14 protein-coding genes are annotated in these 16,362 nt (G+C 54.3%); 10 read left to right on the forward strand and 4 right to left on the reverse strand.

Annotated features, from left to right (window positions below; translation table 11 throughout):
• Positions 1 to 5: 5 nt before the first annotated feature.
• Genes C4520_14160 through C4520_14170 form a run of 3 tightly spaced genes read right to left on the reverse strand, consistent with a single transcriptional unit; the run spans position 6 to position 4,201 of the window.
• A complete protein-coding gene (locus C4520_14160) occupies positions 6 to 1,568 on the reverse strand; it encodes a glycine dehydrogenase subunit 2 (GenBank protein ID RJP18577.1) in 1,563 nt (520 codons plus the stop codon).
• Between the two features lie 15 nt (positions 1,569 to 1,583).
• Complete coding sequence (locus tag C4520_14165; GenBank protein RJP18601.1) at positions 1,584 to 2,987, reverse strand: aminomethyl-transferring glycine dehydrogenase subunit GcvPA; 1,404 nt, start codon at positions 2,985 to 2,987, stop codon at positions 1,584 to 1,586.
• Between the two features lie 38 nt (positions 2,988 to 3,025).
• A complete protein-coding gene (locus C4520_14170) occupies positions 3,026 to 4,201 on the reverse strand; it encodes an iron-containing alcohol dehydrogenase (protein ID RJP18578.1) in 1,176 nt (391 codons plus the stop codon).
• Positions 4,202 to 4,434: 233 nt separating this feature from the next.
• Between C4520_14170 and C4520_14175 the strand changes: the two genes are divergently transcribed.
• The 10 genes from C4520_14175 to phoU all read left to right on the forward strand — a co-directional run bounded on the left by C4520_14175 (position 4,435) and on the right by phoU (position 14,974).
• Positions 4,435 to 5,118 carry a DNA-binding response regulator gene (locus tag C4520_14175; protein ID RJP18579.1) on the forward strand — a complete coding sequence of 228 codons (684 nt, stop codon included), beginning with the start codon at positions 4,435 to 4,437 and terminating at the stop codon, positions 5,116 to 5,118.
• 3 nt (positions 5,119 to 5,121) lie between these two features.
• Positions 5,122 to 6,897: a HAMP domain-containing protein gene (locus tag C4520_14180; GenBank protein ID RJP18580.1), complete on the forward strand. Its 1,776-nt coding sequence runs from the start codon at positions 5,122 to 5,124 to the stop codon at positions 6,895 to 6,897.
• A gap of 652 nt (positions 6,898 to 7,549) precedes the next feature.
• Entirely contained in the window at positions 7,550 to 8,473 is a 924-nt protein-coding gene (locus C4520_14185; GenBank protein ID RJP18581.1) for a hypothetical protein, read from the forward strand.
• A 64-nt stretch (positions 8,474 to 8,537) separates the two neighbouring features.
• Complete coding sequence (locus C4520_14190) at positions 8,538 to 8,759, forward strand: hypothetical protein (protein RJP18582.1); 222 nt, start codon at positions 8,538 to 8,540, stop codon at positions 8,757 to 8,759.
• A gap of 12 nt (positions 8,760 to 8,771) precedes the next feature.
• The gene (locus C4520_14195) at positions 8,772 to 10,067 is read left to right on the forward strand and encodes a hypothetical protein (GenBank protein RJP18583.1); all 1,296 of its coding nucleotides are present in this window, start codon (positions 8,772 to 8,774) and stop codon (positions 10,065 to 10,067) included.
• 310 nt (positions 10,068 to 10,377) lie between these two features.
• Entirely contained in the window at positions 10,378 to 11,391 is a 1,014-nt protein-coding gene (gene pstS / locus C4520_14200; GenBank protein RJP18584.1) for a phosphate ABC transporter substrate-binding protein PstS, read from the forward strand.
• 239 nt (positions 11,392 to 11,630) lie between these two features.
• Positions 11,631 to 12,581, forward strand: a complete 951-nt coding sequence (gene pstC / locus C4520_14205; GenBank protein ID RJP18602.1) for a phosphate ABC transporter permease subunit PstC — start codon at positions 11,631 to 11,633, stop codon at positions 12,579 to 12,581.
• A complete protein-coding gene (pstA, locus tag C4520_14210) occupies positions 12,578 to 13,426 on the forward strand; it encodes a phosphate ABC transporter permease PstA (GenBank protein ID RJP18585.1) in 849 nt (282 codons plus the stop codon). Before pstC ends, pstA begins: the two co-directional genes overlap by 4 nt.
• Positions 13,423 to 14,268, forward strand: coding sequence for a phosphate ABC transporter ATP-binding protein PstB (gene pstB / locus C4520_14215; GenBank protein ID RJP18586.1), 846 nt, complete (start codon positions 13,423 to 13,425; stop codon positions 14,266 to 14,268). Before pstA ends, pstB begins: the two co-directional genes overlap by 4 nt.
• A 16-nt stretch (positions 14,269 to 14,284) precedes the next feature.
• A complete protein-coding gene (gene phoU, locus C4520_14220; GenBank protein ID RJP18587.1) occupies positions 14,285 to 14,974 on the forward strand; it encodes a phosphate transport system regulatory protein PhoU in 690 nt (229 codons plus the stop codon).
• Positions 14,975 to 14,978: 4 nt separating this feature from the next.
• Here the strand turns inward: phoU and C4520_14225 are convergent, their stop codons facing one another.
• Positions 14,979 to 16,349, reverse strand: a complete 1,371-nt coding sequence (locus C4520_14225) for a sigma-54-dependent Fis family transcriptional regulator (protein RJP18603.1) — start codon at positions 16,347 to 16,349, stop codon at positions 14,979 to 14,981.
• Positions 16,350 to 16,362 lie beyond the last annotated feature (13 nt).

Here is a 16,362-nt window from a genome sequence, read left to right on the forward strand (position 1 = left end):
TGATTCTATTCAATGCCTTTCAGTTTCTTGTACATTCTCCAGGTGGTCGCAATTTTTTCCTCCTCAACAATTGCCGGCATCCAAATGTTGTGAATCGGCAGATTATAAGGCGCATTGTTGACGAGTTCCGGATTCTCATATGCTTCTTTCGAAATCTGGCGAAGGATTGCCGCAAACTCGTCGATGTCGTCCTTCGAGTACGATTCGCAAGGCTCGAGCGTGAACGGCTCGGGAACGACGTGCGGATGGTGGCTCTGAAAATAATGCTGCACCCCGTAGTCTGCCATTCTCTTCTCAACGGCGTCGGTGCCCACGCCGGTATCCTCCATCAGTTTCTCCCAGGAGTACCGCACCTGCTCCAGGCGCCGTTTTCCCTCCGCGTATTTCACGACCACTCCGGGAATCTCCCGAACCTTCTTTTCAAGATAGTTATTATTCAGGACGGAAACCTCGGCCGCTTCCCTCAGACCGTCCGCTCCGTGCTGCATGATCCAGGCATACGCTTTCAGCGCGAGCGGCGCATTCCCCAAAAACAGGCGCACGCGGCCGATGCTGTCCGGATAATCGTAATCGAGATAGTACCTTTTTCCGTTAAATTTCACGCGCGGCGCCGGCAGGAATTTTTCCAATTCCGCCGTCACGCCGATAGCGCCCATGCCGGGACCGAAGCTGCCGTGCGGCGCCGAAAATGTCTTGTGGATGTTGAAGTGGCACAAGTCAAAACCGGTCTCCCGCGCCCTGGCGATCCCGAGGAGCCCGTTGGCGTTCGCCTGATCATATGAACAGAGAGCGCCTACCGCGTGCGCCGCCTTCACGTACTCATCGATGTTCGAGTTGTAAATGCCGGTGTCCTCCGGATTCGTAATGAAAATGCCCGCGGTTCTCTCCGAAAGAGCGGCCTTCAGCGCACCCAGGTCCGGATACCCGTTCTCGCCCGGCATCAGTGTGATGACCTTGTACCCAGCCGTACCGGGAGCGGCAGCGTCGACCGGATGAGAGAAAATGGTGGTAATCACCTCGGTGCGGTTGCGGTCTCCTCTGGCCTCGTGATACGCGCGCACGATCGACGCGTTCGCATAGACGCCCTGGCTGCCGCTGCTCGGTTGAAGACTGAAAAAATCCATGCCCGAAACTTCCTTCAGGAACTGCTCCACCTGGTAATACATTTCCAGAATGCCCTGAAGCGTGCGCGGGTCCTGCATCGGATGCAGTTCCGTAATCCCGGGATGCCGCGCGGCCAGATGTTCTTGCACCTTCGGGCTGTACTTCATCGTGCAGGTCCCTTCTCCGATATCAATGGTGACATCGGCGCCCATCGTCTCCTGCGACAGTCGCATGAAATGCCTGAGCACCCGCATTTGCCCGACTTCGGGAAGGGCGGCGGGTTTCTTTCGGCGGAGACTTTCAGGAATCGCTGAAATCCCGTCGCCGACTTCGGCGGTCACGGCTTCTTCAGCCTGAGGCACCAAGATCCCGCGCTCGCCCGGGACGCTCATCTCGAAAATGATCTGTTCATCCCAGCGCGCCTGATGAAATTTGCGAAGCAACGTCTTCCTATTTCTACCCATTGCCGGAATCCTTTCCTACTTGACGGCCTTTTTCACGGCCTCAACGAGATGATCGATGTCGTCTTTCGTCATTATTTCAGTCACGCAATATAACGCGCTCTGCCCGAGAGCCGGAAAATCCTTGGACAGATCAAGCCCTCCAAAGACGCCCGCCTTCAGCAGTTTCCGGTTTATCTTCTCCACCTTCCTGCCGGTCTCATCAAAATTCACAACAAACTCCTTGAAGAACGAAGCGCTGAACAGTACCCGAACGCCATCGATTTCTCCAAGCTTTTTCGCAGCATACTGCGACCGCTGCATGATTGTCCGCCCGATCTCCTCCATCCCCTTCGGACCCATCAGCGAGAGATACACAGCCGCTGTAATCGCCCAAAGGCCGGTGTTGGTGCCGGTAAACTCATTGCCTTCCTCGCGGGTGAAATACGAGAGCTTATGAGGGAATACAACCCCAAACCCATACTCACCGTCCTCAACCGTTTCCTGAATGCCAACCACGATGTCCTTGAACTGCATCGCATGGTCCATGTCAAAACCAGTCGCGATGAAGCCCGACTGGCCGCCGCCGCACTGCATGTGGATACCAAGCGGATGCAGGTCCCCGCAGGCGATTGTCGCCCCGTAATGAGCGGGCGGCGCTAGCACTCCGAGAGAAATCGGATCGGCATAAACGATAAACTCCGCCCCGCGCTCGCGCGCAATCCTGCCGATCTCCTCGGCCTGTGCTTCAATGATGCCGAAATACGACGGATTCTCAATCAGAACGGCGGCAGTCCGGTCCGAAATCTTTGCCCTGAGATCCTCAAGATCGAGCAGGCCGCTCGTCCGGTCGTAATCGATAAGTCCAATCTTCAGCGCCGGATCGGGAACACCTTTCAGATAATTCCGCACGACCGCTTGAATCTGCGGGTGCATCGATGCCGGCAGCAGAACCTCGGTTCGACCATTGATGCCGCGCGCCATTCGCAACGATGTCGCCGCGGCCTGCGCTCCGTCATACGTCGGAAGACTCAGGTAATCCATATCTAGCAATTCGGCCATCAGGCTGACGTACTCGAACCAGGCCTGCCACTTTCCGTGGTCCGCCCAGAAGATACTGGAATAGGCGGTGAGAAATTCGCCCCGCCCGTTGATTTCGTCGCAGACCGCCGGCACGTAATGCTGAGCACATCCCGCCCCCAGAAAGTTGAGGTGGTCGCAACAATTCGCGTTCTTCCTCAGTAATCCGTCCACGTGGCGCCGGATCGAGCACTCGTCCAGGATCGGCTCCGGCATCTTCATCCTTCCCTTAAACCGCAGGTGCTCGGGAATCTCGGCGTACAGCTCCATAACTTCCTGCGCGCCGACTTCCTTCAGCATCTGCTCCTTGATCTCCCCGACGGAATTGGGGATATATGGATAAACTATCTTTCGGTCTTTCATCAGATCATCCTCCGGCTGGAATCTGTCGTCTCTGATCCTCATAAAGCGGCTTGATAGATTTCCTTGATATTTCGTTCGTTGAAGTCCCGCGGATTGTATTCGAAGAAGGGAGCGGTCGCCATCGCTTCTTCAGTTAATGTTTCAATATCGTTTTGCGAGGCGCCGTAATCCTGCAATCGATAAGAAACCTCGACTGCGTCAAGAATGTCGGTAACGCCCTCAACCGCCAGTTCCGACGCCTCCAGAGCAGTCAGCCCCTCGGTCCCCTTCCCCGTCAACTCGGCCACACGCGCATACCGCTCCGGGTTTCCCGCGCGATTGAAATCCATGACGTGGGGAAGCACAGCCGCAAGCGAGCGTCCGTGCGTGAGGTGGTACTTTCCCGCCAGCGGATACGAGAGCGCATGAACTGCCCCGACACTCGAGCTTATGAACGCCAAGCCAGCCATCGTCGCCGCCATCGACATATAATATCTGGCGGTTACGTTCGAGCCCTTCGCCCAGACCACGGGAAGATATCGCGCCGCCAACTCGAGCGCTCTTTCGGCAAACACGTCCGAAAAAGGACTCGCATTCGAAGCAACAATGGCCTCAATTGCCGTTGCAAACGTGTCGATCGAGGTGTCCACCGTGACGGTCGGCGGCATCGACAGGGTCAGCAGCGGGTCCATGATCGCCACCTCGGGAATGGCGAACTCGCTAATGATCGGCACCACGGAATGGTCCTCCTTGGATGCCACCATGATCACGTACTGACTCAATTCTCCGCCGGCGGAATGCGTCGTTGACATCAAGATCTTCGGTAAGCCGCGCTTCGGCACCTGCTCGAATCCGATGAGAGAGATGACCTCTCCCCCGTTCGTTCCCACAAGCGAGACGCCCTTGGCGACATCCAGCGAGCTTGCGCCCCCTATCCCGATCACGAAGTCGCACCCTTCAGATCGCAGCTTTTCGGCGGCCTCATCGACCAGCGGCGCCGGCGGGTCCGGCTCTACGCCGTCGTAAATCGAGTACGGTATCTCTCCTCCCGTGAGAGATTCCAGCAGAGGGCGAATCACGTTCGCCTCAAGCAGTATCCGATCCGTTACAATGAGAGCCTTCGTTCCGCCCAGCCGCTTGACTTCGCCGGCGACCGCACTCGCGCTGCTCAACCCAAAAATAATCTTTGGAGGCGAATAAAAGATGCTGGTTTTCCCGGAGATGATTTCGGACATTTAGGCTTTCCTCCTCCATTTTCCCGTGGATGAAAACTCCGAATGTAGTCGTGTATTGTATCACATTCGCCGGTCGAGCCTGTAAATAGGCCTATTCGGTTTGACCGCGGATCATACCTGCTTTGGTTCATAAGAAATTAACATTTTCTTCACATGTTCTTGATATTTTTGTAATACAATTGCGGTAACAGCTATAATATGTTGACTACCAGATGCTTTAGTGGAAGGGAAATATGGCCGGCGAACATATTCTCGTTGTCGAAGACGAGGACGACATCCTGGAACTTGTCCAATATAACCTCCGCAAGGAGGGTTATCGAGTGACCGGCGTGACCTCCGGCGAGCAAGGGCTGGAGGCAGCCGCTTCCAAGAGGCCTGACCTGATCGTGCTTGACCTGATGCTGCCCGGAATAGACGGCCTCGAAGTCTGCAGGTTGACGAAGAATAATCCTTCAACCGAACGTGTGTCGATCATTATGTTGACGGCTAAAGGAGAAGAAGCCGATATCGTCTCAGGCCTTGAGCTCGGAGCCGATGATTATCTGACAAAACCATTCAGCCCTCGAGTCCTGCTGGCAAGAGTGCGAGCCGTTTTGCGCAGGCGGGAAATACCGCCCGATGCCGGAGCAACCGTTCGGGTGCATGATCTCCTGATCCATCCGGGGCGCCATGAAGTTGCCGTTGGGGGAAAGCCGATCGATTTGACTTTCTCGGAATTTCAGATTCTGTACGCGCTGGCGCGGAAGCCGGGCTGGGTATTCACCAGAAACCAATTGGTTGATGCGATTCGCGGTGAAGATTATGCCGTCACCAGCCGCTCGGTCGATGTCCATATCACCAGCCTGCGCAAAAAACTCGGCGGCGCGAGAAAATACGTCGAAACCGTCAGAGGCGTCGGCTACAGGCTCAAGGAGTAGCCGATGCGCAAAAAGACGATCCTGCTCCAATTGTATTTCTCGTACCTCCTGATCATCCTGCTCGCACTATCGGCCGTGAGCTGGTATGCAAGCCGAACCTACCGAAAATTCCATCTGGAGGAGACAAAAAGACATTTATCGGCCGCTGCGAATCTCATTCAGGAAAGTCTCCCTCCAATTTCCGAGGGCAATCTGCCGGCTCTCGATGCCTTCTGCAAGCGAATGGCTGAAATTTCATCTACCCGGATTACAATTATCCTTGCCACAGGGACGGTGGTCGGAGATTCAGAGCGGGACCCGACCTTGATGGATAACCACGGGGACCGTCCCGAGGTCATTTCCGCCTTTACCGGGCTGGAAGGAGCTTCATCGCGTTACAGCTACACTCTCGATAAAGAAATGTTGTACGTGGCTGTTCCTGTTTCACGGGATGACGATGTCGTCGGAGTGGTCAGAACCTCTTTACCCCTCCAGGATATCAGAAAAACCATGTTTCACCTCTCGGCCGAAATGCTCGTGGCGGCAATGCTCGTGGCGGCGGCCGCAGCCGCCTTCAGTTTTGGCGTGTCTCGCCGCATCACGAATCCGCTGAGAGAATTGAAGGAAGGGGCGGAACGCTTCGCAGACGGCGATCTCGCGCATCGGCTCGCCGCTTCCGATTCTCATGAAACGGCCATACTCGCCGAAGCCATGAATCGAATGGCGGCAGAGCTTGACCAGAAGATACATGACGCCGTCCAGAAGAAAAACGAGCATGAGGCGGTGCTTTCAAGCATGAAGGAAGGGGTCCTTGCGGTCGATTCGTTCGAGCGCCTGATAAGCCTGAATCAGGCTGCCGCACAGCTCTTTCGCGTCAATCCTCTTTCGGCCCGCGGACAAAGCATTCAGGAAGTGGTTCGTAATGCCGATCTCCAGCGGCTCATCCGCAAAGCCGTGGAAACCAATGAGCCTGCCGAGACTGAATTCGTGCTCTATGACGCAGGAGAAAAATTCATTCATGCTCAAGCGGCGCCGCTTCGGGATGTAAAAGGCCGCAGCAGAGGAACTGTCGTTGTGGTCAACGATATCACGAATGTACGCCGCCTTGAGAATGTGCGCCGCGATTTGGTCGCCAACGTTTCACACGAATTAAAAACACCAATCACCTCGATCAAGGGCTCTGTCGAGACTCTTCTCGATGGCGCCATTCAAAAGCCTGATGATGCAGCAAAGTTCCTCTCCATTATCGCCAAGCAGGCGGACCGCCTCAATTCGCTCATCGATGACCTGCTCACGCTCGCCAGAATCGAGCAGGAAACCGAAGAAGAGCGCATAGAATTAACAGCCGCCAGGATTATTGATATTATCCGGAATGCCATCCAGACCTGTGAACAAAAAGCGTCGGAAAAGCGGATCGAAATCGTTTTAAGCTGTCCCAACGATCTGGTTGCCCAAATTAATCCACCCTTGCTCGAACAGGCGTTAATCAACCTGATCGATAACGCCCTCAAGTACAGCGATCCGGACGAGAAAGTAAGAATCAGCGCGGACTCTTCCAATGACGAAACAATTATCTCGGTTTGCGATACCGGTTGCGGTATTGCGGAAGAACATCTGCCGCGTCTATTCGAGCGCTTCTATAGGGTGGACAAGGCGCGGAGTCGAAAGTTGGGCGGAACCGGACTGGGGTTGGCGATTGTGAAACATATCGTCCAAGCCCACGGCGGCCGCGTCAGCGTCGAAAGCGCCCCCGGGAAAGGAAGTACGTTCAGAATACACCTGCCCAATATTCAAGGCTGAGGCGCGAATCGTTACGCGATGAAATGTATGCCCGCCTCCGCAAATTGCACCAAGAGAACGCCGCCGTCTAATTTGTTATGCTAACCGGTTGTCTCCGCCTCTGACCTCCTCAATCGCCGACATTCGCACATATTTATCCTTTTCCTAATGCAGCGATCATCTATTCTTAACACTGCCTGAGTATCCTTTTTTCAAGACGTGCGTCGCGCACTTGGCGGCAAAAGAGAAAAGGAGAACATGAAAATGAGGGCTGAAACCGGAGAATGTCGGTGGTGTGGCTGTCCCATTGTCCATCAATGCGGCCTTTGTTTCTTTTGCTTTGAGGAAAGGCTGGCGGCAGAGAATGGCGGAGAGTTAATATTCAGCATATCTGAGCAGGCTCTTGATCAGTAACAAACGTATAGTAAGACCCTGCCGAAAAGCTGTGCAGAAACAATACATCAAAACTGTCCGCAGCATCGGCTGTCCAATCAAAGATTGAATTCTCTTCAAAATATCTTTTCCTGCAACGCAGTGCTTGGGCGTCCTCCTGCATTCTTCCTGAGATTCCGCAACTGCTAATATTTTTATTCAAATATTAATGAAACCCTAATCGTTCTTTAATGGTGAGGAGATACAACTGGATATAAGAGAAAATGAAAGGGAGGAATGTATGTCTGTCGAACACGGTACGTATGTGGCTGAGGACCATTTTCACGTCGTCATTTTTCCTGATCTGTGCGATTTCCATGAAGACCAGAATTGTTTCTCTCAGAGCGGACTGCCTGTCCGTAAGAAAAGGAAGATGACAATGTGTTCCCTTGGTGACGGCTCCCCTGTTTATGATCAAATTCCGGCAAACGTTGAACATCTTGCCTCAATCGGACAGATGGTTTCGTTTGTTGCTCATGAGATGAGAAACCCATTGCAAAATATTCAGCTTGGCGTGGATATCTTGCGGATGAAGATCGAAGAAAACTGCGAAAAACTCGAGACCTTGGAACAGATCGAATACGGAGTGCATATGCTGCACACGATGGTGAAAGACCTTTTGGATTACGCAAAACCAATAGCCCTGCGTCCATGCCCCACTACGATCAGCGCGCTCATCGCGAAATCGTTGCTTGCACTGAGCAACAAGATCAACGGCATTCCGGTTCATCTCGATTTGGAGCAGGCGGACCGAGAAATTCTCCAAGACGTGGAAAAAACGCTGCAGTTGTTGATTAACTTGATGCTGAACGCAGTGGAGGCGATGCCGCGAGGCGGCGAATTGAAAGTGCGCTCTCGCTTTACCACATTGAATGGAGCAAATGCTGTGGCACTAATGATCTCTGATACCGGCTGCGGTATCAGTGAATCCGATCTGGAGCGGATTCAACAGCCGTTTGTCACTACCAAACAGCAAGGCGTCGGGCTCGGCATCCCCATCTGCAAAAAGATCATCGCGGCGTACGGCGGAACATTCCACATCACGAGCAGTGTGGGAAAGGGAACAACCGTCGTCGTGACGCTTCCCGTGCAAGCGGTCAATCCCAACCAGAACGGAAATGTTGAAGCCAACCATCCGGAAGGCTATCCGGCGCCGGTAAATTAGTAAACTCCTCACACACCCTTAATAATCCTCTAACATTCTCCAGTTATCATTACCCACTGGAAATATGATCCGCTTTTATGAAGACATAATGAATCTCTTGATCCCCCCGCTAGCCGTCCTCTGGGGATGGTCTATCGTGGCTTTCACACGCTGGAGACTCGAGAATTTGGCGCGGAAAGGAGGTGAGCCGCTTTGCGGAATGGATGATTGGGCGGTCCAGTTGTTTGTCCGAGGGACCGCTCTGCTTTTTCTACTTGTGATTGTGGTGTTGAGTTTCTGGAGCTAAGAGAGGGAGAATATGAAGAAAAGCGTTATGGCATTGTGCATCGGATTTCTTCTGCTGTCCGGCCGGGCGTACGCTCAACAGCCGGACCAATCGGAACAGCTCGAGCGGCTTCAGCGTATCGTCGAGGAGCAGAATCGCACCATTTCAGACCTCATGCAACGGCTGGAATCACTCGAAGGTGTCCAGGAAGAACAGCAAGAGTGGATTTCAGAGACCAAAGAAGCAAAGCCCGTGTGGACCGATCGCGTGAAGCTCAAGGGCGATCTCAGGTACCGCTACGAGTATATCGACTCTCTTGATACAAAAACAGGGAAGGACGAGGAGCGGCATCGCAACCGAATCAGAGCCAGGATCGGTATCGAAGCAAAAGCGACCGACACGGTAGATTTAGGCTTCCAATTGTCCACCTCGGAAGCGGGCGGCGATGAGGATCTGGGCGACCCGGTCTCGGGTAACCAAACCCTCGATAATGCGTGGTCGCTCAAGGAAATATGGGTGTCCGAAGCCTATTTCGACTGGCATCCGGCCAACGTCGAGGGACTGCATGTCCTGGGCGGAAAAATGAAACGCCCCTTCATTAACCCAAATGCCAGCGAGCTGGTGTGGGATTCCGACGTCAATCCCGAAGGCGGAGCGCTCACCTATAAGAAAAGCCTGGACTCCACCGACCTCATGGGAAACCTTTACGGCTTCTGGATCGAGGAAAATTCGGCGTCGTCGGATTCCCTGCTGGTCGGAGCACAGGGCGCGCTCAAACAGAAATTTGAAGCCTTTGATAACGGCCTCTATGCGATGGCCGGCGCCAGCTACTACGATTACGGCGGTATCGAGGCAAAAGACACGTTCTTCGATGACGGCAAAAGCTTCGGGAATACGATCCTGCCCGATGGCACATACGCCGAGGATTTCAATGAACTCGAAGTTTTCGGCGAAGTCGGCATGAGGATCAAGGAGGTCCCCGTCTCCGTGTTCGCCGATTACGTGCAAAACCTCGCGGCCGACGAAGAGGATGCCGGCTGGTCGGTCGGCTTTGGCGTCGGAAAAACAAAAGACCCGGGTTCCTGGGCATTCCGATACCTGTACAAAGAACTTGAACAGGACGCGGTCGTCGGCCTCTTCACCGACTCCGATTTCGGCGGCGGCGGAACAAACGTGGATGGCCACGAGGTGAATTTGACCTACCAACTCGCCAAAAACTGGCAACTGGCTGCGTCTTACTTTCATAACAACCAGTTCATCAGCGATGACGACGGCAGAGACGAAGAGGATTACCGGAGACTGCAGCTCGATGTCATCTTCAAGTTCTAGTAAATTTGGAACGGTCCATCTGCCAAACGGCCGCGATGGCGACTTCGCGTGCGGAGCGGGACCGGCTCCATTTAACGAAGTGCGAAGGGGACCGGAATTAAGGCGGCTGTCCTTTGCCGCCTGTCCCCGAAGCAGGAACCAGCCGCTCAATTCGGAAGGTCTTACGGTCTCAGCTTTCCTGCCGGCCTCCCGGAATACAGAATCTTAACAGAACCTTAACGAAATGCTAACAATCTCATGAGACAATAACATACAACGAAGAGGAAGAAAGGACGAAGATATGCGTAATCTATGGACAGTCGCATTAGCTATGCTTCTGATTTTCAGCGCAAGCGCAGTTGGTCTCGGGCAAGAGGTCGCCATAAACGGCGCCGGCGCAACTTTCCCCTACCCCATTTATTCACAGTGGACATACAAGTACAATCAGCTAACCGGAGTCCGAATCAATTACCAGTCGATCGGCTCCGGTGGCGGAATCGCTCAGATAAAAGCCGGAACCGTCCATTTCGGCGCCTCCGACGCCCCCCTGAAACCGGAGGAACTGGACGAGGCAGGGCTGATCCAATTCCCGATGGTGATCGGCGGCGTCGTGCCGGTCATCAATGTCTCCGGGATCGAGTCGGGAAATCTGAAGTTAACGCCCAGCCTCCTCGCGGATATCTTCCTCGGAAAGATAACCCGGTGGAACCACCCCTCACTGCTGAAAGCGAACGTCGGACTCCGGCTTCCGGATAAGGCGATCACCGTTGTGCACCGGGCGGACGGCTCGGGGACTACGTGGATTTTCACCGACTATCTGAGCAAAGTCTCACCGCAGTGGAAGGAAAGCATCGGAGTCGGCACGGCGGTCGCCTGGCCCACCGGCATTGGCGGCAAAGGCAATGAGGGCATAGCCACCTACGTCCAGCGGACAGCAGGTTCGATCGGGTATGTCGAATATGCCTATGCATTACAGAACAAGCTGGTGTATGCCCTCCTGCAAAACAAAGCCGGCAACTTCGTGGCGCCGACTATGGAGACTTTTCAGGCCGCGGCCGCCGGCGCGGATTGGAAAAACGCCCCTGGCTATTACCTGATCCTGACCGACCAGGACGGCGCCGAAAGCTGGCCCATCACCGGCGCGTCGTTCATCCTCGTTTACAAACAGCAGAGGAATGCGAAACAGGGAAAGACCATGCTTTCGTTCTTTGACTGGTGTTACAGGCACGGCGCCGATATGGCCAAAGAGCTGCACTACGTCCCGATCCCGATGAACGTCGTCGATCTTGTCAAAAACACCTGGCAGGAACAAGTAACATCGAATGGGCAGCCCCTGTGGCCATAAGCAAAAATATGGGGACAGAGACCATATTTTTATCGTTATTATTATTTTTGTTCTTGCAGTAAAGATAGAAATATAGGGATAGGGAGCGTATTTTCGTTTACAATATTTTTGTACTCCGAAAATAAAAATGGCATCTGCCCCCATATTAACTCGATAATTCCGGGTTCCAGGGCCGAATATCAAAGGAGCACCAGGGACTTTCAGCAATGAACGAGCCGCAGCCCACATACCTCGGGAAAATGGCGCCTGCGAATGAATCCTTTCCTGCTGCACTTGCCCGTTCAGGAGATCCCGTCTTCAAGTGGTTCACGATCTCCTGCGCGGGCACCATGTTGATGCTGCTCGTCGGCATCTTTGTCATCCTTGTCTGGCGATCCAACCTCTCAATCCGGAAATTCGGCTTCTCGTTCCTGCTCTCACAAGAGTGGAATCCGGTGATCGGAGAATTCGGCGCGCTCAGCAGCGTTTACGGGACGGTGGTATCGACCGTCATTGCAATGCTCCTGGCGGTTCCGCTGAGCCTCATCATTGCGCTCTTTCTGGTCGAGCTGGCGCCTCAGTCGATAAGCCGCATTATCGGAGGCGCCATCGAGCTCCTGGCGGCGATCCCCAGCATCATCTATGGGATGTGGGGCCTCTTCGTCTTTGCGCCGCTCATGGCGGATCATGTGCAGCCGTTCCTTGGAGACATCGCCGGATGGCTCCCGCTGTTTCAGGGACCCCCGATGGGGATTGGCATGTTAACCGCCGGATTGATCCTCGCCCTGATGATCCTCCCTTTCATCTCGGCCATTTGCCGCGACGTCTTTCGCATGGTGCCCGCAGTCGTCAAGGAGTCCGCGTACGGAGTCGGCGCCACTACCTGGGAAGTGACCAGAAAAGTGACGCTCCGATACGGCGCGCGCGGGATCATCGGGGGCGCCTTCCTCGGTCTCGGACGCGCACTCGGAGAAACCATGGCCGTTACCTTCGTCATTGGAAACGATCACACCATCTCGCCCTCGCTCTTCGCTCCGGCTAACAGCATCGCATCCACACTCGCCAATGAATTTACTGAGGCCTTCGACCCGCTCTACCTGAGCGCCCTGATCGAACTCGGCCTTGTCCTGTTCGTCCTGACGCTGATCGTTCAGCTTATCGCACAGATCTGGCTCAACCGCATGCGAAAAGCGGCAGGAGGTGGATTATGAGAAACCGGTCCCATAAATGGCGGCGGCGAGTCAATCTTGTAGTCCAAATTTTGTCATCGACAGCGGCTTTGGCCGGCGTGGCGGCGCTGGGTTGGATTCTCATCGAAGTGGCCGTCCGCGGCGCCGCGGCCCTTAACTTCGCGTTCTTCACTCAACTGCCCACTCCCCCGGGAATGCCCGGCGGCGGATTGGCAAGCGCCATCGTGGGCACCCTCCTGATGACCGTACTGGCGTCTCTTTCCGGGATCATGATCGGCGTGTTCACCGGCGTCTACTTATCTGAATTCGGGCGCAGCACGCTCTTTGCCTCCTCAGTCCGCATGGGAACAAATGTCCTGATGGGAACCCCCTCCATTATCATTGGAGTATTCATCTATGCGCTGCTGGTTGCGCCGATGGGTCATTTCTCGGGTTACGCGGGAGCGGCGGCTCTCGCCATCATCATAGTCCCGGTAGTCGCCAGAACGACCGAAGACATGCTCGGACTCGTGCCCAATGAACTGCGAGAGGCGGCGCTTGCAATCGGCGCGCCCCGCTGGAAAATGACGATGGGAATTGTCTTCCGCTCCGCAAAGGCCGGCCTGTTGACGGGAGTTCTGCTTGCCATCGCCCGCATCAGCGGCGAAACGGCCCCCCTTTTGTTTACCGCTCTCAACAGCCCTTACTGGCCGAAGTCGTTGACCGAGCCGACCGCAAATCTTACGGTGACTGTATTCAACTACGCCATGTCGCCGTATGCCGACTGGCAACGGATGGCATGGGGCGCTTCATTTATAATTACCGGCAGTGTGTTATTATTAACAGTAGCGGCAAGAGGTTTTCTGCTCATGAAAAGGGAAAGATGAAACTGGTGGAAAAGGAACCCAAACACGCTCTCGTGAAGCCTTATGCAGTGAAGGCAGGCGTGCCGGGAAATGCTTCTTCAACTCAAATGCAAAAAAAAGTTTCGGTGAGAGGTCTTAATTTTTATTATGGATCCCACCAGGCCCTCCACGACAACGACCTCGATATCGCTCCGAACCAGGTGACGGCGATCATCGGCCCGTCAGGATGCGGAAAATCCACCCATATCAGGGTCTACAACCGCATATATGAATTGTATCCGGACCAGCGAGCAACCGGCGAGGTCCTTCTTGATGGGGAAAATGTCCTCTCCCCGTCAGCAGATCTCATCCAGCTACGAAAGAAGGTGGGAATGATCTTCCAGAAGCCCACGCCGTTTCCGATGACCGTCTTTGAAAATGTCGCCTACGGGCTGAAACTCCACTACCGCCTGAGCCGCAGTCAACTGGCGCAACAGGTGGAAAAGGCCTTGCGCGACGCCGCTCTCTGGAATGAGGTGAAGGATAAACTCAATAAGCCGGGCTTGGCTCTTTCCGGTGGACAGCAACAGCGGCTTTGCATCGCCCGCGCAATCGCCCTCGAGCCGGAGCTCCTCCTGATGGATGAACCGTCTTCCGCAATCGATCCGGTCGCGACAGCGAAGATCGAAGACCTGATCGAAATACTCAAGGTCAATTATACGATCGTAATCGTAACGCACAACATGCAGCAGGCTGCACGCGTCTCCGATTTCACCGCCTTTTTCTATGAGGGTCGGATCATCGAGTTCGATACCACTTCGCGCATCTTCACGAATCCATCCGAAAAACAGACGCAGGACTACATCACGGGCCGCTTCGGTTGAGAAAGGATACGCAAGTATGCCCATTCACTTGCACCGCGAAATTGATCGGCTGAAAAAGAACGTCCTTCACCTCGGCGCGGTTGTCGAGGAGAACGTGTTCCGGGCCGTGAAAAGCATAGAAGACCGGGACGTAAAGCTTGCGAAGAAAGTACTCGAGGTGGACGCCGAAATAGATAAGATGGAAGTCGAAGTCGAGGAAGACTGCCTGAAAATACTTGCGCTCAACCAACCGGTCGCAATCGACCTGCGTTTCCTGATCGCAATGCTCAAACTCGACAATGATCTCGAACGAATCGGCGATCTCGCCGTCAATATCGCCGAACGATCCATCTACCTCGCAAATAATCCGCCGACCAACGTCTCTTTTGAATACCGGGAAATGACGCGGAAAACCGAAGCTATGCTCCGCAAAAGCCTCGATGCCTTGGTAAACTTGAACATCGAGCTTGCGCGTGAAGTCTGCGCCGCCGACGACGAAATCGACGCAATTGAACGAAAAATCGTCGAGCAGGCGCAAGAAGCCATTAAAAAATATCCGGACGAGGCGGACAGGCTGTTACACCACATGTTCGTCGCCCGCCACCTGGAGAGAATCGCCGACCATGCAACTAACATAGCCGAGGATGTGATCTATATGGTCGGCGGCGAGATCGTGCGCCACCGAGTAGTGAACTACTTCCAGAAACACGGCCGGAACCGCCAATAAAGCTTCACTTCAGTCCAAACTTCTGAAGACGGTACCGCAGCGTATCGCGCGAAATCCCGAGAAGCTCGGCCGCACGCGTCTGATTTCCCGCCGCCATCGAGAGCGCCTTTGAAATGAGTTCCTTCTCAACTTCCTCAAGCGAAAGCCCCGTCATCGGAAATTTTTCCGCGACCGCGGACCTTCGCGGACCCTCAACGTACTGTGAGATCTCCGGGGGCAAATCATCAATGTCGATATAGTCGCCTGTTTCCAGGATCAGTATTCGTTCAATTACGTTCTTCAACTCGCGAATATTGCCCGGCCACGGGTAGACGGAAAGCAATTGAAGGGCTTCGCTTGAAATTCCTTGTACCGACTTCTTGAACTCGTAGTTGAACTTCTCGATGAAGAACTGCGCCAGCCTCGGAATGTCCTCGCGCCGCTCCCTCAGCGGAGGAAGGTAAATGGGGATGACCTTAAGCCGATAAAACAGATCGTTGCGGAATCTGCCTTCCTCGATCGCGGCTTTCAAATCCTTGTTGGTCGCGGCAATGATCCTGACGTCAACACTGATTTCGACCGTGCCCCCTACGCGGCGGAAGCGCTTCGTTTCGATCGCCTTCAGTAGTTTTCCCTGAAGCGAGAGCGGCATGTCGCCGATCTCATCCAGGTACACCGTTCCCCCGTTTGCCAGTTCAAACAAGCCTTTCTTCTGTCCTCGCGCCCCGGTAAATGAGCCGCGCTCGTGTCCGAAGAGCTCGCTCTCGAGCAGACTCTCGGGAAAAGCCGAGCAGTTGATGTCAAGGAAGATGGACTGCGAGCGATCGCTGAGCGAATGGATCGTCCGCGCGACAAGATCTTTTCCTGTCCCGCTCTCTCCTTGCAGCAATACGGTGGAAAATTTGCTTGCGGATACCTTCTCGATGGTCGAAAAGATTTCCTTCATCGAGGGGGCTTCTCCAATCATATTCCCCAGACCGAACTGCGCCTTCAAATCGTCCTTCAGATTGCTGAGCTCGCGGCGCATCCGCGAGGTCTCCAGGGCCATCTCGATCCGAAGTTTGACATCCTCAATTTCGAACGGCTTGCAGATATAGTCGACCGCGCCCTCTTTTACCGCCCGAACGGCTGTCTTCACATCGCCCGTCCCCGTAACAATAATGAAGAGCGGATGAAAATCCCGCCTCTTCGTTTCCTCCATGACCTGGAACCCGTCGATGCCGGGCATTCGTAAATCAAGCAGGACAACATCAGGCTCGATCTCCTCGATGAGACCAAGCGCCTCTTCGCCGGAAGCAGCCTGCGTCGTGCTGTAACCCGCCTGCTGAAGATCCTTCTCAAGCGACCACCGGATAAGGTGCTCGTCATCAACAATCAGAATTTTCGCCTTATTCATCTCCATTTACCCG

This window comes from Candidatus Abyssobacteria bacterium SURF_5, from assembly GCA_003598085.1.
Taxonomy (GTDB): domain Bacteria; phylum Abyssobacteria; class SURF-5; order SURF-5; family SURF-5; genus SURF-5.

Excerpts from the sequence above, each read along its gene's own strand:
- C4520_14160 (RJP18577.1), bottom strand. The coding sequence starts at position 1,568 with ATGGGTAGAAATAGGAAGACGTTGCTTCGCAAATTTCATCAGGCGCGC.
- C4520_14165 (RJP18601.1), bottom strand. The coding sequence starts at position 2,987 with ATGAAAGACCGAAAGATAGTTTATCCATATATCCCCAATTCCGTCGGG.
- C4520_14170 (RJP18578.1), bottom strand. The coding sequence starts at position 4,201 with ATGTCCGAAATCATCTCCGGGAAAACCAGCATCTTTTATTCGCCTCCA.
- C4520_14175 (RJP18579.1), top strand. The coding sequence starts at position 4,435 with ATGGCCGGCGAACATATTCTCGTTGTCGAAGACGAGGACGACATCCTG.
- C4520_14180 (RJP18580.1), top strand. The coding sequence starts at position 5,122 with ATGCGCAAAAAGACGATCCTGCTCCAATTGTATTTCTCGTACCTCCTG.
- C4520_14185 (RJP18581.1), top strand. The coding sequence starts at position 7,550 with ATGTCTGTCGAACACGGTACGTATGTGGCTGAGGACCATTTTCACGTC.
- C4520_14190 (RJP18582.1), top strand. The coding sequence starts at position 8,538 with ATGATCCGCTTTTATGAAGACATAATGAATCTCTTGATCCCCCCGCTA.
- C4520_14195 (RJP18583.1), top strand. The coding sequence starts at position 8,772 with ATGAAGAAAAGCGTTATGGCATTGTGCATCGGATTTCTTCTGCTGTCC.
- pstS (RJP18584.1), top strand. The coding sequence starts at position 10,378 with ATGCTTCTGATTTTCAGCGCAAGCGCAGTTGGTCTCGGGCAAGAGGTC.
- pstC (RJP18602.1), top strand. The coding sequence starts at position 11,631 with ATGGCGCCTGCGAATGAATCCTTTCCTGCTGCACTTGCCCGTTCAGGA.
- pstA (RJP18585.1), top strand. The coding sequence starts at position 12,578 with ATGAGAAACCGGTCCCATAAATGGCGGCGGCGAGTCAATCTTGTAGTC.
- pstB (RJP18586.1), top strand. The coding sequence starts at position 13,423 with ATGAAACTGGTGGAAAAGGAACCCAAACACGCTCTCGTGAAGCCTTAT.
- phoU (RJP18587.1), top strand. The coding sequence starts at position 14,285 with ATGCCCATTCACTTGCACCGCGAAATTGATCGGCTGAAAAAGAACGTC.
- C4520_14225 (RJP18603.1), bottom strand. The coding sequence starts at position 16,349 with ATGAATAAGGCGAAAATTCTGATTGTTGATGACGAGCACCTTATCCGG.